Annotated in this window: 18 protein-coding genes; 14 read left to right on the top strand and 4 right to left on the bottom strand. The window is 40.5% G+C overall.

The genetic code is table 11. The features are described 5' to 3' along the window. Positions 1–30 precede the first annotated feature (30 nt). The 8 genes from V1L65_RS12450 (at position 31) to V1L65_RS12415 (ending at position 7,417) form a co-directional block, all read left to right on the top strand. Positions 31–624 carry a TVP38/TMEM64 family protein gene (locus V1L65_RS12450; protein WP_331699475.1) on the top strand — a complete coding sequence of 198 codons (594 nt, stop codon included), beginning with the start codon at positions 31–33 and terminating at the stop codon, positions 622–624. A 66-nt stretch (positions 625–690) separates the two neighbouring features. After that, positions 691–1,125: a BlaI/MecI/CopY family transcriptional regulator gene (locus V1L65_RS12445; RefSeq protein WP_331699474.1), complete on the top strand. Its 435-nt coding sequence runs from the start codon at positions 691–693 to the stop codon at positions 1,123–1,125. Further along, on the top strand, positions 1,122–1,979 hold the full coding sequence (locus V1L65_RS12440; protein ID WP_331699473.1) for a M56 family metallopeptidase: 858 nt from the start codon (positions 1,122–1,124) through the stop codon (positions 1,977–1,979). Before V1L65_RS12445 ends, V1L65_RS12440 begins: the two co-directional genes overlap by 4 nt. Before the next feature lie 60 nt (positions 1,980–2,039). After that, the gene (locus tag V1L65_RS12435; RefSeq protein WP_331699472.1) at positions 2,040–2,987 is read left to right on the top strand and encodes a F510_1955 family glycosylhydrolase; all 948 of its coding nucleotides are present in this window, start codon (positions 2,040–2,042) and stop codon (positions 2,985–2,987) included. Positions 2,988–3,002: 15 nt separating this feature from the next. Then, positions 3,003–3,527, top strand: a complete 525-nt coding sequence (gene resA, locus V1L65_RS12430) for a thiol-disulfide oxidoreductase ResA (RefSeq protein WP_331699471.1) — start codon at positions 3,003–3,005, stop codon at positions 3,525–3,527. A gap of 107 nt (positions 3,528–3,634) precedes the next feature. Beyond that, positions 3,635–4,525 (top strand): hypothetical protein, encoded by an 891-nt coding sequence (locus V1L65_RS12425; protein ID WP_331699470.1) that lies wholly within the window; start codon positions 3,635–3,637, stop codon positions 4,523–4,525. A gap of 190 nt (positions 4,526–4,715) precedes the next feature. Next, positions 4,716–6,122 carry an MBOAT family O-acyltransferase gene (locus V1L65_RS12420; RefSeq protein WP_331699469.1) on the top strand — a complete coding sequence of 469 codons (1,407 nt, stop codon included), beginning with the start codon at positions 4,716–4,718 and terminating at the stop codon, positions 6,120–6,122. Positions 6,123–6,142: 20 nt separating this feature from the next. Further along, a complete protein-coding gene (locus V1L65_RS12415; protein ID WP_331699468.1) occupies positions 6,143–7,417 on the top strand; it encodes a DHHW family protein in 1,275 nt (424 codons plus the stop codon). 101 nt (positions 7,418–7,518) lie between these two features. On the opposite strand, the gene V1L65_RS12410 is transcribed toward V1L65_RS12415, so the two are convergent. Continuing rightward, positions 7,519–12,159: an S-layer homology domain-containing protein gene (locus tag V1L65_RS12410; RefSeq protein ID WP_331699467.1), complete on the bottom strand. Its 4,641-nt coding sequence runs from the start codon at positions 12,157–12,159 to the stop codon at positions 7,519–7,521. Positions 12,160–12,384: 225 nt separating this feature from the next. On the opposite strand from V1L65_RS12410, the gene V1L65_RS12405 reads away from it, so the two are divergent. Next, positions 12,385–13,221 carry an SDR family oxidoreductase gene (locus V1L65_RS12405; RefSeq protein ID WP_331699464.1) on the top strand — a complete coding sequence of 279 codons (837 nt, stop codon included), beginning with the start codon at positions 12,385–12,387 and terminating at the stop codon, positions 13,219–13,221. 48 nt (positions 13,222–13,269) lie between these two features. After that, complete coding sequence (locus V1L65_RS12400) at positions 13,270–13,899, top strand: HAD family hydrolase (protein WP_331699463.1); 630 nt, start codon at positions 13,270–13,272, stop codon at positions 13,897–13,899. A gap of 151 nt (positions 13,900–14,050) precedes the next feature. Here the strand turns inward: V1L65_RS12400 and V1L65_RS12395 are convergent, their stop codons facing one another. Genes V1L65_RS12395 through V1L65_RS12385 form a run of 3 tightly spaced genes read right to left on the bottom strand, consistent with a single transcriptional unit; the run spans position 14,051 to position 18,545 of the window. Then, a complete protein-coding gene (locus tag V1L65_RS12395; RefSeq protein WP_331699462.1) occupies positions 14,051–17,182 on the bottom strand; it encodes a hybrid sensor histidine kinase/response regulator in 3,132 nt (1,043 codons plus the stop codon). Between the two features lie 57 nt (positions 17,183–17,239). Next, positions 17,240–18,046: a cytochrome c oxidase assembly protein gene (locus tag V1L65_RS12390; protein ID WP_331699461.1), complete on the bottom strand. Its 807-nt coding sequence runs from the start codon at positions 18,044–18,046 to the stop codon at positions 17,240–17,242. A gap of 13 nt (positions 18,047–18,059) precedes the next feature. Then, positions 18,060–18,545 carry a DUF2243 domain-containing protein gene (locus tag V1L65_RS12385; RefSeq protein WP_331699460.1) on the bottom strand — a complete coding sequence of 162 codons (486 nt, stop codon included), beginning with the start codon at positions 18,543–18,545 and terminating at the stop codon, positions 18,060–18,062. Positions 18,546–18,749: 204 nt separating this feature from the next. Here V1L65_RS12385 and V1L65_RS12380 point away from each other — a divergent pair, with 204 nt between their 5' ends. From V1L65_RS12380 to V1L65_RS12365, 4 genes are all read left to right on the top strand, one after another. Then, positions 18,750–19,604 (top strand): manganese catalase family protein, encoded by an 855-nt coding sequence (locus V1L65_RS12380; protein ID WP_331699459.1) that lies wholly within the window; start codon positions 18,750–18,752, stop codon positions 19,602–19,604. 147 nt (positions 19,605–19,751) lie between these two features. After that, positions 19,752–19,949, top strand: a complete 198-nt coding sequence (locus V1L65_RS12375) for a hypothetical protein (RefSeq protein WP_331699458.1) — start codon at positions 19,752–19,754, stop codon at positions 19,947–19,949. A 418-nt stretch (positions 19,950–20,367) separates the two neighbouring features. Next, positions 20,368–20,850 carry a DUF2975 domain-containing protein gene (locus V1L65_RS12370; protein WP_331699457.1) on the top strand — a complete coding sequence of 161 codons (483 nt, stop codon included), beginning with the start codon at positions 20,368–20,370 and terminating at the stop codon, positions 20,848–20,850. A 10-nt stretch (positions 20,851–20,860) separates the two neighbouring features. Further along, positions 20,861–21,082 carry a helix-turn-helix domain-containing protein gene (locus tag V1L65_RS12365; protein ID WP_331699456.1) on the top strand — a complete coding sequence of 74 codons (222 nt, stop codon included), beginning with the start codon at positions 20,861–20,863 and terminating at the stop codon, positions 21,080–21,082. Positions 21,083–21,087: the final 5 nt, after the last annotated feature.

Here is a 21,087-nt window from a genome sequence, read left to right as displayed (position 1 = left end):
TTAATGAAGGGATATAAATTTATAATTGCCTTGATTAATTTTTTTGTCATTATACTGATTCTATTCAATCTGGACTTATTAATGGCATGGGTGAAAGAAGAGAAAGGGAGCGTAATAACTGATTTTTTAACTATAGCAGCATTAGCAGCAGTTCCTGGTATTCCATTTGGCATGGTAAGCGGAATGATTGGAGCTAAGTACGGTGTATTCCTTGGCGGGCTGATGAGCGTGTTTGCATCAACGTTGGCCGCCGCATTAATTTATGTTTTATTTCGTTTTTTACTGCAGCAGCAGGGAGCAAAGCTGCTAAGCCGGTATAAATCTTTAAAACGGTTAGATCAATTTTTAAAAAGCTATACTTTTTGGTCAGTGTTAACAGCCCGGATTATTCCTGTCATGCCTGCAGCGGTTATTAATATATATGCTGGTGTGTTTGGACTTTCTTTCAAACTATTTCTGCTTTCGACGCTTCTAGGCAAAGTCCCGGTCATGTTTGCCTTTACACTTGTTGGCGATAGTTTACATTCAGGTACTGCAGATTGGATAGCCGTGTTTTTCATTTATGTGCTGTTTCTCTTGTTCGTGTATGGGGCATACCGATTGATAGGTCATGGACAAAGATAAGACCGATAGGCGATTGACACCATGCATAATAATAGACTACAATTCGTAGTGTAAGGGGTGAAGGTAATGGCTAACGTGAAAAAATTCAATATGAATGAAGAAGGCTTAAACCGTTTTTTTGGTCCTCTAGAAGCTAAAATAATGAACCTGCTATGGTTGTCAGAAGGTATGAGCATAAAAGACGTGCAATCTATATTGAACCAGGAAAGTCCTATTTCCTTTAACGCTGTAATGACCGTAATGAACCGTTTATTGGAGAAAGAGCATTTAAGTAAAAATACCCATGGGAAGGGTAGAAGCAGGGTAACGATTTTCAAGCCAGTGCAAACCAAGGAGCAATTTCTACACACGCAAACGAAGGCGGTGACACAAGGCCTCATTCATGAATTTGGAGATCTTGTTGTCGGACATATGATTGATGCTTTGGAAGATGCTGATACGGAATTAATTAATAAATTATCGGATAAATTAAATCGGCTAAAAAGCAGGAAAAACATATGAAGCCTGCGCTAAGAATTAATCTTATATTTATTTTTTTATTAGTAGTTGGCTTTATAGTTTTGGCGCAAATGGGTCTGTATATCGTTCAACAAATATGGGATATTCGGTTTCCTGTCAACTTTCTGCAATATTGTATAAGTGCATTTAATGAAACAACTTTGGCATACAATATCTTTACATTTATAATCAATGCAATCATTATTTATACGTTTGGAAGAATGTTATGGCGATTTGTCAAACAAATATACTTAACTAGGAAATGGCTGGGCATTTTTCATAGCCAAAAACATATAAAGCTTACGAAGCTGCTTAATGCAAAGTATCGAAAATGGGGAGCAAAATTTATAGTTGTAAATGATGAGAAGTTTATAGCAATGACAATAGGGCTTTTAAAGCCGCAAATAATTGTCTCTTCTGGAGTTATCGGCATGTTTTCAAAAAAAGAATTTGAAGCGATCCTGCTTCATGAACAATATCATGTCCAGAACAGGGATCCGCTGAACCTTTTTTTACTGACTCTTCTCCTTGAGGGAATGGGGTATATCCCATCGATGAAGACAATGGTGCGAAGCTTTAAGACATGGAAAGAATTGCTTGCAGACCAATTTGCAATGAGACAAATGGGCACAGAGTATCATTTAGGCAATGTGCTGCTTAAGGTTTCAAGCGTTGGGAGGATGCAGCATGCAGCTGCTGCAGTATACTTTGCGGAAAATGCAATCAACTACCGTATTATGCAAGTGCTTGAGCCAAAACAGACTCTTCACATTCCAATACTTAATTTTAAACCGTTGTTTTTAACTTTAATGTTCACTTTTATTATGAGCAGTCTCATTTTGGGCGGGTGTTCGTAAACTTGCCTTTTTTTAAAATATAACACTACAGTATGTAGTGAAAGTGGAGGGAACTTAAATATGAAAAAACAGGAATATCGAAAACAAACGCAAATATGGACGAGGAGGGCTAAAGGATTCAAGTGGACTTGGACTGCCTTACTGCTAGCAGCTATCATTACTGTCGTGATTTCTTTGCAAGGCCCCGGTTCCAATACGGTCATGCTGACACATATCCATGGCCTTGGTTATTCAGGGGATGGCCAGCGAATATTAATTCCTTCCCACTACGGATTGAAAATATATGCTCAGGGAGAATGGACTCACGGTCAAGGAGAAGAGCATGATTATATGGGCTTTACAGCGGTTGACAATGGATTTTACAGCAGTGGGCATCCAGCCCTAGGCTCCAATAAAAAAAATCCTTTTGGCCTGCTTAAAAGTACAGATGATGGATTAAGCCTCGATTTCCTGGATCTATATGGTGAAATTGACTTCCATTTAATGAGCGCAAGCTATGAAACGCATACCATTTATGTATTTAATCCAGAACCAAACACTAGACTCGAGACAGTAGGCTTATATTACACTAAAGATGAGGCCGAAACATGGGTAAAAAGTGAGATGATCGGGATAAACGAAGTGCCTGGTGCACTAGCTGTTCATCCAACAAATGATTCGATACTAGCAATAGGCACAAAGAATGGCTTATATGTTTCCGAAGACGCAGGCAATCAATTCGTAAAAATAGCTGATATGCAGGTAACTTCTCTAGCTTTTGGCGCAGAGAATGAACTATTTGTCGGCAGCTTTAATGAAAAAGGTGAAATGTATCGGATGGATATCTTCTTGAAACAATTGACTGAGGTTAATTTGCCAGATTTGACAGAGGATGCGATAACATATATTTCTCAGAACCCAATGACTAGGAATGAGCTTGTTTTTTCTACAGTCAAAATGAATGTTTATGTATCAACGGATCGAGGTTCAAACTGGAAACAAATTGTGAGTCAAGGCGAAAGTGTTTAGAAGAGGTGATAATAGTTGAAGAAATATCGCAAGTGGATTCAGATTAGCGTGCTGACAATCGCATTGCTTATCGGCGGATACTCAATCGGCTCTGCGGTTTTTAAGCCAGATAAATCCGTCAAGATTGGATCAATGGCTCCGGAGTTTAGTTTAGCTACATTGGATAAACAAGTTCATCAACTTTCTGATTTCGAGGGAAAATCGCTGGTCATAAACTTTTGGGGCACTTTTTGTCCGCCATGCGTAAATGAAATGCCAGCCCTGCAAAAACAGTATGATCAATGGAAAGAGGATAATGTCGTAGTGCTGGGCATCAATTTAAGTGAAAGTACCATAACCGTTAAAAACTTTATTAATCAGCATAATATTACATTTCCAATCGTAATTGACAACAATGATCAAATTCGAAAAAAGTATAATGTCCAGTACTACCCGACAACATTTTTCATCGATTCTTCAGGTGTGATTCAAGATAAATTTATTGGTGAAATGAAGGAGCAGGACATCATCAATGGCATTAATAAATTAGTGGGATTATAGACATCATTATTTTATCTTATCGCCGGCAGGAAATATTTTCTTGTCTACTTTTCCGACAAAAGTTGGTAAGGTAGTAGATACCAATCGATAAGAGGTGATAAGTTACCATGATTAAGAAATACTGTTTGTTCTGTGAGGAGATAGTCACCACTAAAACGGAAGGCGATTACGATAAATACATGGGCTGTTCCTGTTCGCCAGACGGATTCTACAGTCTGCTGAGAGAAAGCTACGAAACTATTAATTCGTTGCCGCATCATAAAAAACGGAACATGTTTTACTTAGTATCGGCTTATATCCGGGAGCTAACAGATTGTGATGAGAAGGTTACTCTATCTGCCAACGATCTGGAATCAATTGCAAATAGTCCGAAAATTCCTTTAACTATTGATGATAAAGGGAACCGTCTGTTACAATTTTTGCACAGGCATACCGGAGGGCCGGGCGAGCCTGTAGTCATTCATCCGCTTTCCAGCAGCTATAATCTGACCTATTCTCCTAATCTGCAGGAGCTGGTCTACATCATTGATAAGCTTGTCACTATGCAGCTGCTCATTAGGGAAGGGAATACCTTTAAACTTACGGAAAAAGGATGGAGTGAAGCCGCCGCCAGCGCTGGAGGCAAAAAATTAAAGCCATGCTTCGTTCTGATTTCGGATAATGACAATTTGCGAACCGAGTGGCTCGAAATCCTCTTTCCTAGAATCGAACAATGCGGGTATATGCCGCGCTTGTTAGCACATAACAAAACGAAGAACGATGATACTTATACTTTGGAGTCAATATCAGAAAGCAAACTAATTATTGCTGATTTAACCGATCAATCTCCTGAGGTGTATTTAGCAGCCGGATATGCGCATGGTTTAAACATTCCGGTAATATGGACCGCAAGCAGCAGTGAGGCTGAAAAACTTTTTGTACAAATACAAAATATTCGACCTATTATTTGGGATTCAGCTGAAGAGCTGGCCTCTATTCTTCAACAGAAGCTAAGCTAATAAAAAGCTGGCAATTAAATGTTAATGCTTTAGAAACCTGTCACTAAAGGTAAGCGATGCAGCTTTTAGCAAAGCAACTTTTGGTAAGACAGGTTTTTTTATTAAGAAATCATAACAACTTTTTTTAGTTTATTTGCGTTATAATCAGAAATACGTATATTTGGATCGTTACCATCAGGAGGAATTCGTTTTGGTTTTTAGTTCAGTCATTTTCTTGTTTTACTTTTTACCGCTAGTACTTATCTTGTATTTTTCAGTCCCATTTAAATTCAAGAATGTTATTCTATTGATTTTCAGTCTCGTTTTTTATGCCTGGGGGGAACCGAGGTATGTCTTGCTCATGATAATATCCATTATGATGAACTATGGTTATGGAATTTGGATTGATCGAACAGATAGTCATGAGAAGAAGAAAAAATTAATTTTGACACTGGCTATTTTTGTAAATATTGGACTGCTTGGCGTCTTTAAATATGCAAATTTCTTCGTCCATGCCATGAACGATGTCTTCCAGACGAATGTTCATTTAACGGACATACCGTTGCCTCTAGGCATATCTTTTTATACATTTCATGCGCTCAGTTATTTAATAGATGTATATAGAAAAAAGGAGAGAGCCCAGCGGAATTTATTCAGCCTGTCTCTTTATATTACTTTTTTCCCTCAGCTTGTTGCAGGTCCTATCATTCGTTATAATGCGATTGCAGATCAGCTTAAGAAACGTGTGTTTTCTTCCATACAATTCGCAGAGGGCATCAAACGCTTTATTTTAGGCTTGTCTAAAAAAGTGCTGTTGGCTAATCCGCTCGGCTCCGTTGCGGACACTGTATTCGCTACGTCTACCATGGATCTTTCAACAGGCAGTGCCTGGGTAGGTATAATCGCATATACGCTGCAAATTTATTATGATTTTTCAGGATACAGCGATATGGCGATCGGTTTGGCAAAAATGTTCGGTTTTGAGTTCGCAGAAAACTTTAATTACCCGTACATTTCAAAGAGTATTTCAGAGTTTTGGAGACGCTGGCATATTTCACTTGGCAGCTGGTTCCGAGATTACGTATATATTCCGCTTGGCGGAAGCAGAGTGGCTAAATGGAAAATATACCGCAACTTATTTATCGTGTGGTCGCTAACAGGGTTTTGGCATGGAGCCAGCTGGACATTCATCGCTTGGGGGATCTACTACGGCCTCCTGATTGCTTTGGAGAAAGCCGGGCTAGAGAAGCTGCTTTCCAAAATATATCCGTTAAATCATGTAGCCGTTCTGCTGCTTGTTATGATCGGATGGGTTTTCTTCAGGGCGGATAATTTCAGTTTCGCAACTGATTTCATTGCTGCCATGTTCCATTCGCGAGGCAATGATATTTTCGATTCTCTAGCGTTATCGTTATTATCAATGAATTGGCTTCATTTCACCGCTGCTATTCTGGTTGCTGCACCTATTTTTCCAAGACTGCAAAAGCTTCAATTAGGAAATACGTTAACGAAAGTAAAAACTGCATGTGCTTTGTTTTTTTACTTTTTTCTATTTGTGGAAGTGATCTTGTATCTTATAAATTCAACCTACAATCCTTTCTTGTATTTTAGATTTTAATTTTCAAAAGGAGTGCCGGAATGAACAAAACTGTTTCTATCGTTTATATGGCCTTATTTCTAGCAATTATTTTCGGCATCGCCATTGCCAGTATTATTTCTCCTGATAAAGACATCTCTGCTATTGAAAATAGATCGTTAAGCAAATTGCCTGCTTTCAGCTTTGAAGCGCTAGCCACTCATCGTTATTTCGAAGATATGAATCAGTACTTCAATGATCAAATCGTACTGCGCAACGAGATGGTTGGCATCTATCAAAAGCAGCAAAACTCTAAAATTTTCAACTCGATGCTGCTTGAAAACTTATTTCAAGTAAAAGCGAAACAGAAGTCCGAAGAAGGAACAGTTGTGAAAGATTCTCGAGTTGTATCCAATCTAGTCATGATCAATAAAAAATGGTTATTGCCGATTCCCGATAAAGTCGTTCATACGGATAAGATTGACACTGCTGCTGCAAAATTAAACGATATGATTGCATTTGCAGAGCAGCTAAATACAGAAACTTTTTTTGTTTTCAATCCATCGAGAACAAAGTCACTGATGCATTTATATCCTGCTTATATGCAGACGGAGGCTTATGCCCAATCGAAAGATTATTTTTTGTCCAAACTAGCTGAATCTGTTAACGTAGTGAATATTGGAGATAAGTTCGATACATTTACGAACGCACAGTTAGAGGAGCTCTACTTGGAGACGGATCATCATTGGAATATTAAAGGTGCTTTTGCTGCTTATCAAGAAATGATCACTCAAATTTCGAATCGATCGGATCAATTCGAGGATGAGCCGATGACTTTGAACGATATAAAGGTTTCTGCATTAACGGCGGGTCATTTTGAAGGCAGTTATAACGTGCAAATCAACTTTGCAGTCAATCCAAAAACAGCTGATAGAACGATGATATACGAACCGGAAGTACCGTTTATATTTGAACAGTTCGAGGTTATCAATAAGGACGGCTCCAAATTTAATCAAAGCTTTAACGATTTTTATGGTTTCAAACGGGGGCGCAGCACATATACGTATGGCAGCATCTATGGAGGAGACAGACGGAAAATTTATTATGAAAACCCTAATGCAGACAATCAATTAAATGTGTTATTGCTGAAAGATTCCTACATGAATCCTCTTACGCCATATTTGGCGCAAAGCTTTAACAAACTGACAGTGTATGACAATCGTTATTATTCCGAATTCAGTTTAAAGAAAATACTTGCGAGCGAACATTTTGACATGCTTATTATCGCTTTTCATGATGATAATCTTTTTAGCGGCACGTATGAGTTTGAAAAGTGAATCCAGCGAAGGTTGGAATTAAAAATCATTGAATAAATAAAGCCCTTTCTGCTTCTCAATGGAAGCGAAAGGGCTTTAACATAACTAATGCTGCATTCGCATCAGTTCTTATCCATAAGCTCTAGCTGAATCGCCAGACGCTTTAAAATTACGATGGCTTGAGCGCGTGTCGATTGATTTTTCGGTGCGAGGATGGAATCGGATAATCCGTTCATCAAGCCTGAGTTAACAGCTTCGGCCATTGCGCTTTGGGCCCAGCTGCTAATGGCATCGGCGTCAGAGAAGCCTCTGAGCGGACTTGTGCTCAAGCTGCCAGCCATTTTTGTAACAAATGCTTTGGCGCGAGAGGCAAGAACAGCCAGCTGCTCACGGCTGATCGCTTGGTTAGGCCGGAATGTGCCGTCCTCATAGCCTTGGATCAAGCCTGCTTGGGCAGCTGTTGCAACCGCAGCAGCATACCAATCACCCGAATGCACATCGCTGAATGTGTTATTCCAATCATCTTCGACAAGGCCGAGTGTACGAACGAGCAGAGCTGCAAATTCGGCGCGTGTAATCGATCGGTCAGGAACAAAATAGTTGTCTGTAACGCCTTTCGCGAGCTGCTTCGAAGCGAGCAGATCGATATCGGCTTGCGCCCAGTGACCTTTTGTATCTTGGAATGACTTACTCGCAGCGACAACGGCATATATGCTGTTACCAGTCCGTTTAAATGTGGCAGTCGTACTGTCATCAGCTTGAGTGAATCGTGCTGGAACGAACGTCAAGCTCTTCGTGTCCGGGTCGAAAACAATGACAGAGGAATGGCTTGGAACAAGTCCGTTAAGCAATAAAGTACGTTCCACATATTGGTCTTTGAAATTATTGATGTCTATCGTTTTACCGCCTGCCTGCACGGAAATTTGGAAATCATAAGCATCTCCGATGAGCTTGCCGCCTGCAGCAGCAGCGGCCTCTGCGATCGCTGTCGCGTTTGTTCCAGTTATTTTCGTAATAGTAAGCGTCACTTGAATATGATCTTCAGACACTCCCAGTTGTTTAGCAAGTGCAGCGGTATCAAGAAGGCTAGCCGGCAGTTTGTAGCTGGCGCTGCCGGATTTTACAATCAAGGCCGCACCTTCAATCGAAGCGGCAGCGCTGGCAAGAGCTTGTGCAGGCACCGTAACGATAGCCGTTTGCTGTGAGTCTGGCACTTCGACGACGATATTACTAGCGTTATTGCCTAGCTTTTGTAATTCGGCTACAGCTTTGGAGATCGTGTCTTCATCAAGTGCTGCTTTCATTGCCGGGTTGCCGTCAGCGTCCGTTGTTTGAGTGGCAGTTACAACGACCACTATGCCGCCTTCTGTCGGCTTCAGAACTGGAGATAGTACAAGAGCGCCGCCCGTAGAAGGGGAGGTTGAAGGCGAATACGTTACTTGAATCGTCTTCTCGTTCGTTTTCATACCATCAACATATACAGCGAAGGTCACTCTGTTACTGCCTGGCTGCAGGTCAACATTTCCGCTAAAATCGCCGTTTTGATTGACGTTCGCAGCAATATTGTTCAACTTGACCTCGATATTCGAACCGGCGCCAAGTAATTTAACATTGCCTTTAAATTCTTTCGAAGCTACTGTTTTGCCATCATAGTTCAGGAAGCCCGATAGTGCAGCACTCCTGATGTCATCACCTACATTGTAAGTATTGGCTACAAGCTGGCGCTTCGTTCTTACTCCGTTCTCATCGAGGGCGGAGACGACCATGCCGCCTGTCGGAATTGGGCTGTTGTTGTCTTCTGGGGCGCCCCAGCTCCAATTAATTGCTTGATTTTTGTTGACGACCTTAGTCACTATGCCATTCTTGTCGGTGACAACCTCTACACCGAATTTATTAGTACCTGTCGAGGTGCCGAACTCTTCGCTGAACACGTTGAGATCGCCAAGGTTTCGGCTGACGTTATAGTAGCTGCCTTCGATAAAGGATGCAGGGTCGCGCGGATTGCTGATGCCGATCTGGTAATCCTTCACATAATCTTCATCTTGAATGGAAGCTTTAACGACCGGCCAGTTGGCCAGCGATGCGTCGAACAGCATAAGACCGTCCGAGCTGCCCAGCGCGGTTTGGAAAATTTCACGCTGCAGGGCAGGGTCCTGCAGATCTGCCAGCGCCATGCCGGCATAAAGCGGTCTTTCTCCATTGGTCACAATGGAATCAATCGTAATATAGCGCTGAATGTTCGCAATCGTATCGTAATAGGTGCCCACCATCAAGAAATCAACGGAATCTAAATAGCCGGTTTCGTAATAATTATCAGTATAGATAGAGTCCACAGGAAAGTTCAAGCGGCTGTCGTATCGGAAGTTTTTGCTTCCCCAATGTACGCCATTTAAATAATAGGATTCATACCAGGCGCCAACGTAAGCTGAAGTTTGGATTTTTTTATTATTTTTTTCAGAATAGCTATCAACTAGGCTGCGGGTTTCTTCAACAAAGCTTTGAATCGTACTGGACCGGAACTCCCACCAATCCTGAATAAGCGGACCATCAACTCGTCTTCCATTGTCATAATGGAATATATCGCTTGGCCAGTTCGTTAGCTCTTTGTCTCGACTCTGCAGAAACTCAGTAAATTTCGCTTTTGTCTCATCGCTGAAGTCAGCCGTTTCATTGTCGTAACGGCCTCGGTCAAGAATAATGCCGTCCACGTCATAGTTTTGAAGCACTTCTTCGAATGTATCCAATTGGAACTTACGGACTTCGTCGTTGGAAGGATTCACAAACAAGACGACCGCTCCGCCGGATGCGCTTGACAGACCTTTCTTGCCATAAGCGCTTTCCCTTAGCCGCTTGATTTCTCCGTTATCCTCCGGCTCTGGACGGTATACGCGCTCTTCCCACTCCAAATGATCGTCAATGATGGCAAAATCCTTCATGGCAATGGAGCCTTCGGCAAAAACATTAAAGGCCGCATGGATTTTAAGGCCTAGCGCATGGCCATGCTCCAGAAACAATTCGAGCAGATCGAGATCAGGGTTCGAGCCCTTGCGATCGCTGGCAATCATTTCGCTCACGTAGGGACGCTTAGTTATGCTGCTTTTTTTATACGAAACGTAGCCTTCGACACCTTTCACATCAAAAGCGACATCTGTAACGCCTGCATCCTTGGCATGCTGCAAAAATTTGAGTACACTGTCGCTTGATTGAAATTTCTTTGCATTGGCTGCCTGATCGACCCATAAAATAATTTGCTTTTCCGGTGTCAAGGAAGGCCTGCTGTAGACGATAACCGATTTGCGATCCACCTCAATTTCGTTTTTGGATAGTACGACATCGATATAGTTCGGCCCTTCGACAAGTATTGTTTCATGACTGAACGTTCCATCAGCTTGAAGATTGATGGTTTGTCCGCCGATCGAGACATCAGCGTCTTCATGGTTTGCGATTTTTCCAGAAATAGTCGTCTTCGTTGCAGCGGTTGTATACATGCTCATGCCGTCGAGCTGCAGGCGCGGTTTTGTTCCTGTCCCGCTCATTAGCTCAGTAATAGGCACGATACTGCCGTTTTTGTGCAGTTTGACCACATCATCTAATTTAAAGCTGGTAGCCAAATACTTTTTCAGGCCAATCGTGTCATAGCTGTCATCTTGCGCCATGACCACATAACCGCCTTGCGGAATATTAAGCTCGCCAGCTGTCCATTGCGGTGGACCGCTATCTTTAGCCGGGTTAATTATGGCAGTCACTTTACTGCTGGCATCAACCTGAATGGCGACATTATAGGTCGGAATTTGGATTTTTGCACCGTACTCGGTAGTGAATATAGCGATCACATTTGAGATTGCTGTTATATCTTTGTCAATATAATGGATAGGCTTTTTGGGACCTACGGGATTGATTGTAACGTCTTCTGGCGGAGCTTCAATCTCGATCAGATCAGTTTTTTGATAGGTGAGTGTGAACTGTTTTTCAACCAGCAGGATGTCGTTTTGAAGCAGCTTGACAGAGATTGGATTTTCTCCTTCTAAGAGAGTGATTGGCTGATTAAATGATCCATCGGATTGAATAGATGCGGCAATGTCGCCAACTTTTACAGAAAGACCGTTCTCTGCTTTGTAATTCAGTACTTTTCCTTTAATGGTGTACGAAGGGGTGGTAACGGTTTTGTCTGTTGCTTCCTCAACGTCCAAGCCTGGCTCTGTCGATGGAAGGAAATCCGCAGCAGTAAGACGCTCGCCTTTCCTCTCCAGAGCAATTGTGCCTCCTTTGAAGGCGAACAAATTGGCACGCCGCTTTGGTTCTGTGTTCCACGAGTTGTCACTGGATATCAATACATAGCCGCCTTCAGGAATATCAATGTATTGATTATCTTCCCATTCTGTAGCTGTGGTTACAGGCTCTTGCAATGGTCCGATCACGCGCATGATTTGATCTTGTTCATTAACTTGTATCGCTACATTTTTACTTTTTACGAATACTTTTCCTGCATACTCGGCGTCACTATGATTCGTATACCCAACGGTGGATGGCGCTCCACTAGTATAAAGAGCTACATAATTGCTCCACTGATCAGGCTGGTTCACATTGAAATTTACATAATTCACCTCGAGTTTTTTAGTTCCATCCTGTGTCACCACATAGATGTTTTTGTCTTCGGTGCTGCTTTCACTGCCGGCCGCATGCACTGATCCATAAGCAGGGAACAAGGTGCTGAACAGGCAAACGATGAGAAACATACACATTCGACTTTTATTTTTTCGCAATTTTTTTCCACCTTTCCTATGTAAATTTGGAATACGGTTCCATTATAGGCGTTGGCGCTCTCAGCTTACAGGGGGCGATAATGACTAGTTTTGGCACTCTAATGACTTTATCGTGAACGATTATTAGAGAGTAAGAAAATACTCTGAAGAGGTTACAAAGGAACTGAGACTTGAATGTTGAAACTTATTAATGACAGAAAAACTTTGATAGGAGGGAGAAGTTCAATGAAAATGACCGGAAAGATATGTCTAGTTACGGGTGCCAGCACGGGAATCGGAAAAGAAACAGCTCTTGGACTTGCGAAATCCGGAGCATATGTTGTGATAGGTGCAAGAAGCCGCGAGCGTGGCGAGGCTGCGCAAAAAGATATTATACAACGGAGCGGAAACCGAAACGTCGAGCTTATTCTTGCGGATCTTACAACGAGTGATGGGATCCGCTCTTTGGCTAATCAATTTTTAAGCCGTCATGACAAATTGCATGTATTAATCAACAACGCTGGCGGCGTATTTAAAGATTATCAAAAAAATAACGATGGTATGGAGCTTACCTTTGCTTTGAACTATTATGCTCCGTTCCTCTTGACTCAGTTATTGCTGGAAACAATTAAGAGAAGCGCACCTTCCCGAATAATAAACGTTGCTTCGGAAATGCACGCGGAAAGCTTGGATATTGAGAAATTAACTGATCCTGTCCAATATAGTTCCATGAAAGTATACAGTGCTTCCAAGCTGGCTGTTATCATGTTCACTTATGCGCTGGCTCGTGAGCTGTCAGGCACTGCTGTGACGGTAAATGCTGTGCATCCCGGAGTCATCTATACGCCTCAATCAGCACGAATGGCGCCTTCCTTTTTCCGTCCGCTTCTGAAGCTGTTTATGTCCAGTCCAGAAAAAGGTGCAAAGCCGTCTTTAAAATTAGCTATGGATTGCTCAATGGAAGGCATAACGGGGCAATATTATAAAAAAGAAATAAAAAAGCAAACGGGAGCATATTCAATGGATATAAAGCAGCAGGGGAAACTGTATGAGCAAAGTCTGATATGGTGTGACCTAAAATAGCCTTTATTTTTACAAAAGACACCAAATTTATCGCAAGGAAGTGTTTTTATGCCCAAATATGATCATGTGATCTTTGATATTGATGGAACTTTAATAGACACCGAAAAAGCGGTTATCAGCTCCCTGCAAAAAATGTTGCAAGCAGATTACAACAGGGAGGTTTCCAGTTCGGATTTGCAATTTGTGTTAGGTATTCCTGGTGCTTCTGCGTTGCCGCAGCTTGGCATCACAGATATACTTGTTGCAAATGAGAGATGGAATTACTTCATGAAGGATTTTTATAGCTCAATAAAGGTTTTCGATGGAATTACAGATCTGTTAAATTCTTTACAAAAGCAAGGAATTGTACAAGGGGTTGTAACTTCTAAAACAATGGAAGAATATCAGCAAGATTTCGTTCCATTTGGACTTACACAATACTTATTACACAGGGTTTGCGCCGATGATACTGAAAAACATAAACCCAATCCAGATCCATTATTGAAGTTTTTAGAAATCTCACACGCGAGTCCTGAAACTTCAATTTATATTGGAGATACCATTTATGATTATGAATGTGCTCGTGATGCAGGCGTTGACTTTGGGTTAGCTTTATGGGGCTGCAAGCAGCATGAGCTTATTCCTGCTAAATATAAATTTGAAACTCCGCGAGAGTTATTAAAATTAATTAATTCCTAAAAATCATGCCGATAAAAGCTTGGCAGTATTAGAAGAGACAATGTTTCAAACCGATCTGATTTTATTGACTGAATATCCCTTTGTAAATTTAATTAAGCAACGTATTAACTAGAGTAAAAAGCCGACCCAATTGGATCGGCTTTTTACTGTTTTACATCGGGTTGTTTTTGTATTCTGGAATGACAAACGATACTGTAGTTCCTTGGTTTGGTTTACTAATAATAGATAAGCCTGTACCGTATAGCTGTACTAGTCGTTGGTTCGTGTTAGAAACACCAATACCGCTTTTTCCTTTCATGGTTGGGCTCAATAGCTGAAGAACTTGTTGTTGCTCCATGCCTACGCCATTATCTATTACTTCAACTGTTGTAACATTACTATGTTGCAAAATGCGAATGTGAACGGTACCGCCTTTATTTTGACTGAGAAGGCCATGCTTCACAGCATTTTCTACTAGCGGCTGAATTGTAAGCGGGGGAAGAAGTGGATTGATTTCTGGCGATACTTCCCATACTACGGACACTCTATCTCCAAATCGCTCTTTTTCAATATATAAATAAGCTTTGACTAACTCTAATTCATGAGACAACTCTACAAGCTCACCCGTATTTAAAAAATCAAAACTAATTCGCAAAAAAGATGCGAAAGCATTACCCAGTTCTCTCATTCTTTCGGTATCAATTGTGCTTAGCGCCATAAGCGAGTTAAGTGTGTTAAATAAAAAATGCGGATGAATCTGAGCTTGCAGATAAGCAGCTTCCAAACGTAATCGTTCATTAATGGACAGCTTCATCATAATTAAAGCTCTAATCCGGTATTTCAACTCAGTTGCATCCACAGGCTTTGTCACATAATCATTTGCCCCCGAAGAGAAACCGGTATAAATATCAGCAGTCTGACTGCGTGCAGTAAGCAATAAAACAGGAAGTTCAGACAAGGAGTACTGCTTCCTAACCAATTCCGTCAACTCATAGCCAGACATATTGGGCATCATCACATCCGCGATCAGCAGATCCCACTTTCGAGTTTCCAGTAATTCCAGCGCCTCAAGCGCAGAGTTTGCAGTAGTAAGATTATATGACTCGTTTGAAAGGATTTTAACAAGCACATTCAAATTAACAGGGTCATCATCCACAGCAAGTATATTTACTTTCTTATCGTTCGGCAGGGAAGGGGGAAGAACTGTTACTGTCAGTTTGTTAAAGGAATCGTTTTTAATTAATAATCCTTTTGTTGTATTATCAATACTGTCTTCAAAAAGCTGATCGTTTGGCTGAGACGTTGAAATGTTAAAGCTGTTTGCTTTTGGCAAATGAAAGCTGAATACGGAACCTTTGCCAAGCTCGGAATGAACACTTAATAATCCCCCATGCAATTCGACTAGCTGCTTGCAAATACTCAGACCAAGGCCAATGCCCCGACCATCGTTTATTCCGTAAGAGCCTTGTTCGTAAGGCATGAATATTTTTTCTTGAGTCAATGTACTCATACCTACTCCAGTATCAGATACATGAATGATTATATTGTCTTCAAACACTTCGGCAGAAACTGTTATAGTGCCTTTTTCCGTGAATTTAAGGGCATTATGCAGTAAATTATATAAAATTTGCACGAGTCTTTGCTCATCAGCCCATACAGGAGGTATGGAGATATCGATATTCACATGAAGTTGAACTGGTCTGCCATCCAACATAAATTTAAGCATAGCGATTACACCAGGTGCGACCGATTGTATCCATAAGGGTTCTTGCTTAAGAGTAATGCGATGCTCCTGGAGCCGTGTAACGTCAAGCAGATCCCTTAGCGTATGAGACATGTGGCGGCTTATCGTTATAATTAATTCCATATCTTGAAGACTGCTCTCGTTCAATTTTTCTTTTTCCGCAGTTACGATGGATTCAGCGATATTCATAATGCCATGCAGTGGCGTTCTAAGCTCGTGTGATGTATTTGCGAGAAATTGGTCTTTTAGCTTGTCAGTTTTTTTTAGCTGCTCGTTGAGTAACAAGTTTTCCCTGGCATTTCGAAAGTACCGTTTGAACCAATAAGCAGAAAACCCAATAAGCGCCGCAACAATATCAATTGGATAGTAAACAGTATTAATGGCAGTTATATTGAGAATATACTCCAGAGTGCTCCAAATTACGCTTGATGCGACGCCAGTTGCGCAGATTAGTAAAAATATAATATCTTTGTCTTCTTTTTCTTTAAATATCATGGTCCGAACGGTAAAAAGGAAACTAATGAACGCTAATAAATAAAATAGGAAAAAGATATTATAATGAAGGATGCCGCTTACCCATGCTGCGGGTGCAACGATCAAAGCTCCGGTAAGACAGATCACACCTATGATATATACTTTTAGTCCTGCATTTCGCAGAGAGGCCGAAGCGAATTTTCTGAAAACGAGAAGGATTAATACATTTTGCCAAAGCAGTGATATTATTCTTAGCTTAATCGTCCAAGTGTAGTTGATCGGCAACCAAAGCGAAAGTATATTTTCATGACCGCTCATGATAGCTATCCCAGTTGTTAGCATAACAAGGGACGTCAATAGCAAGCCTGTTTCCTTACGATTGAATAAGTAAAAGAAAAAAGCATATAAACTATGAAGCAGCAAAATAAAAAACGTCATCATCTGAAAGCCGATAGAGTACCATCGCACGTAATCAATGGCGGCCTGCGAGCCAAAACGAATGGAATTTAAAATGCCCCCAGAAAACGGCTGATCAAAATTGGCTACTTGAATAAGCAATTCGATTACTGTAGTCCCTTCTTTAGTATAAGAAGCCGTGTAAGAAATGTTTTTCGGGGCATATTCTGTTTTGTTTGATGCAGGATTGCCAAAACTACTTTCGGAAACGCCATTTATTTCTGCACGGGAAGAAGCTTCAATATTTTTTATCCAAAATGCAACAGGCACATCGAGAGGATCAATTAAAATCTGCAGTCGATAGGTACCATAGCCGTAAGAGGTTCCATGATCATGATCAAAGGAGTTTATCCAATTTCCTGGAACCTTTATTGCGACGGCTTGTTCAGCTGGCGGTTTATTTTGTCCGGTTATAAGCTGATTCGGGTAAAACTCCCATTCGCCATCCAAGTTAAAGGGAGGAGAATTGCCTAAATCCGTACCGCGCAGGTCAAGTATCCCGTTAATCGGGCGAGGCTGGTCTGAAGTATAAAACAGCTCTGACCAAAGCCATCGGAAACACAATAATGTTAGGAAAATAAATACAATTATGGCTATATACTTAATGTAGGTTTTATTAATATTTTTCATAATAACAGAGATTTCGACATAAATAGATAAAATCCTCTATTGATTATCTTGAGTTGATCATTGGGGCGAAGGAGCCTGTCTCCGACTAGTGTTTACTAATTTCTGAACAGTGCGGGACTTCCTAAACCACTGATTGCAAAAGATTAATATAATAGCGATTTCAATAATATCTCCGCCATAGTACATAAGCATACCGCCTATTTTTGCTTGCTCTGACGGCACTCCTGCAGGAGGATGAGCATAAATATACTTCGATAATATGCCATGTGCAGCAAATGCCGTTACGAACACACAGGCACGAAGCAAGAAACTATGACGATGGGGTGTAGGTTCAATGTAGATTATACTTAAAGTAAAAAGCCAGCCTGCTAACCAGATATGCATATGTATCAAAAAATGGAGTATGGGATTATTATGCATGGCCATATATAAATCTGTTGTATAGAGAAACCATAAGCCTCCAACATTGAGAAGAGCAGCAGAAATAGGATGGGAAATCATTCGCAGAGGCTGGCTTTTTAATATATATGTCAATCGACGTGCGGATTTAACATTAATTGTCTTTAAAAAAAGAGTAATTGGGGCAGCTAAAGTGAGAAGGAGGGGGGAGAGCATGCCCAACAGCAGATGACCGACCATGTGAGCGGTGTAATCCGTGTGAGCCCTTGCCGCAAGCGGGCCAGTCACAGCTGCAGCTGTGCAAACAATGCCGATAGTCCAGTAAAAATAACGACTTATGGGCCATGGTTTATAACGATCTCCGGATTGGACGGCAGCAGCTGTATAACTTACAAGTGCTATGAGAATGACAAGGAGTAGAACTAGCGAGAAGCTGCTATTTTGTTGAAAAAAATTAAAATTCATAATTGTTTTTCCCCTATCTTAAACTATCTCTTTTTGAATACTTAATAAGAAAGGCTCCGCAAACGATCATTGCTACAGCAATTACATTCCAGACTAAATCGTAGATAATTACTTGGTCTACATAGCGAATTTGGTGAAGACGCATCAGTTTGTGCTGGATAATTCCGTCATAAAGCTGAAATAAGCCTCCTCCGAGTAATATTCCACCATACCATCTCTTTGGTAACCAAACCTTGAATCTGCGAAGATCCGCGAACATAAACATACCTCCAATTGAACAGAACCAGCTGAAAGCATGGAAAAAGCCATCAGAAGCCAGGCCAATTGCAGTAGTTGATTTATCATAGAAATGATGCCATTGAAGCAGTTGATGAAATAGCACTTCATCTAGAAAAGCGACTAATCCCAAACCGCAAAGGAAACCTGACCATAGATTGCGATTTAGAAGGGAAGAGGGGAATATAATTTTATCTTTATTTGGATTATGTTGAATGCTCATTTCTCTTTTCTCCTTTTCCTCTTAAAAATTTATTCTCAGTAACCAATATTCCCTAAAACAGTTTCTCTAAAACCTTTAACAAGATACGGAAAGACCGTCCAATGAAAATTAAAATCGAATAATTATATAATGCTCTGGGAAATCTAAATTCGTTACTAAAGCGTGTAAAAACTAACAACCAAATCATATAAGGAGTGAAAACCAGTGTATTATTACAAGGAAGAATTGATTAATATAATAGAACCAGATCAGCCTGATCCCGCTGCGGCCAAAGTACTGCAGGAGACGTTAGGCGGACAGTTCGGAGAAATGCGAACTATGATGCAATATTTTTTTCAAAGCTCTAATTTTAGAGGGAAAGATAAACAATTCCGCGACTTGTTACGTGGTGTCTTTCTCGAGGAAATTGCTCATGTTGAGCTTGTGCAAAATACGATCAATCAGTTATTGAATGGAGCTGGCGAATCTTCTCCAGGTAATTCGGGCATGGATAGGGCACCGCTTGATGAGGCAATCAAGCACGCCAATCCCCATCATTTCATTATGGGTGCACAAAGCTCTTTGCCTGTTGATGCGGGAGGAAATCCATGGAATGGTTCTTGGGTTTACAGTCATGGAAATTTAATAAGCGACATGCTGAATAACGTTGTCCTTGAATCTACGGGCGTACTTCAAAAAACACGAATTTACGAGATGAGTTCTAATAAAACCTTCCGTGAAACACTCGGCTTTCTTATTGTTAGAGATAATGCTCATCAAAATGCATTTGCAAAAGCTTTAGAAGTATTGGGTGTTAATTGGGGCAAGCTTTTCCCTATACCAAATTATGATATTAATAAGTATCCGGAATGCAAAAAATATGTGGATATGGGTTTTCATAATGCACAATTTAATTTTAGGCTAGATAAAACTCGTATTGCAGAGATATTTCAAGGAAGTTCACCAAGCCGGAACGATGGCGAGCTAGCCATAACACAGCCTCCCGCTGGTTTTCCTGTTCCTGAACTGCCAGAAATGCCAAATGAACACAGTCCCGGATTAACGGATATGTTTCGCTAAATAGCTTTATAACAAAATATAGTAATTAGAGCTGCCTTTTGGCAGTTCTTTTTCTTTTTCTCAGGAATAATTGAATTATTATATTTTCATCTTACATTCCATCCATTATGTGGTAATATCAAAAGAAAAGAGTGAGAGGTGATTGTTATGAAGTTTGAATACACCGTCCTGAGAAAACAGGATGATATATACGGAGTTCGATACTTTTTGGATGAAAAAGAGCATCTTCCAAAGTACAATAATATCCCCCTCATTAGAGTTTTAAATATTCTTGGTGATGAAGGATGGGAACTTGCAGTAAAAGAAAGCCAAACTACATACATACTTAAGCGTCAGTTGAAATAACGAGCCAGAGGGTGTAGATTAATTGTGGGCAACGATTGATAAGCAATAAGAAGGGAGAACGGAGAGTAAGAATGGGAATGGAGAAGCGGCAGCGTCCGCCTTTGTAGGCCAATTTTATCCATTACAAGGGTTATTTCATCAGAAAAATTGGACTACAACAGCGGTCGGAATCCCAATCTTGATCGAAGTGGCATCCCTTTTAATTATGAGCGGATAATGTCATTGGAGAATGGTCGCAATGTGTTTACTGGCTAAGATTGATTAAAGATCGCGTAAATCGCGGTCTTTTTTTAATACCGAAAAGTAATGGACTAAGTAGTGAAACAACATAAAAATATTTTTAAACAATTAAAATATATTGTAAAACGATAAAAAATATAGTAAAGTAAAATAAAACTTGATGAATTGAGGGAGTTTTATGGAACGAGGAACAACACTTTTTTTAAAGACCGCCGTTATACTTATTGGAATCCCGGTTCTTGCTTTGTGTATATTTTTGGTGCCAGAGATAGCAAATTATACAGCAGTATTGTATCCTGATCATGCGTATTTAAAATATCTCGTTTTTATTGTATTTTATGCAGCAGCGATACCTTTTTACTTTGCACTGTATCAAGCATTTAAACTTTTAGGCTATATTGACAAGAACAAAGCTTTTTCAGATTTATCTGTGCAAGTTTTAAAGAAAATTAAGTATTGTGCCTTCTTAATTAGCAGCTTGTTCGTGCTAGGCTTGCCGATCTTTTATCTCATTGCTGAAAAAGATGATGCGCCAGGCATCATCATAATCGGAATGGTCTTGATTTTCGCCTCTATGGTAATTGCCTTTTTTGCTGCAGTTCTCCAAAAGCTATTAAAAGAGGCTATTGATATGAAATCAGAAAATGATTTGACGATCTGAGGTGAAAAAGATGGCAATTATAATCAATATTGATGTGATGCTGGCTAAAAGAAAAATGAGCGTAACAGAGCTTTCGGAGAGAGTCGGAATTACAATGGCTAATCTTTCCATACTTAAAAATGGTAAAGCAAAAGCAATTCGATTTTCCACTTTAGAGGCAATTTGCAAGGCTTTAGAATGTCAGCCAGGAGATATTTTAGAATACAGAAGTGATGAAATCACTTTGGAATAAGGGTG

Origin of the sequence: Paenibacillus sp. IITD108, from assembly GCF_036541265.1 — a bacterium.
Taxonomy (GTDB): Bacteria; Bacillota; Bacilli; order Paenibacillales; family Paenibacillaceae; genus Pristimantibacillus.
This window is presented reverse-complemented; position numbering and strand designations above follow the sequence as displayed.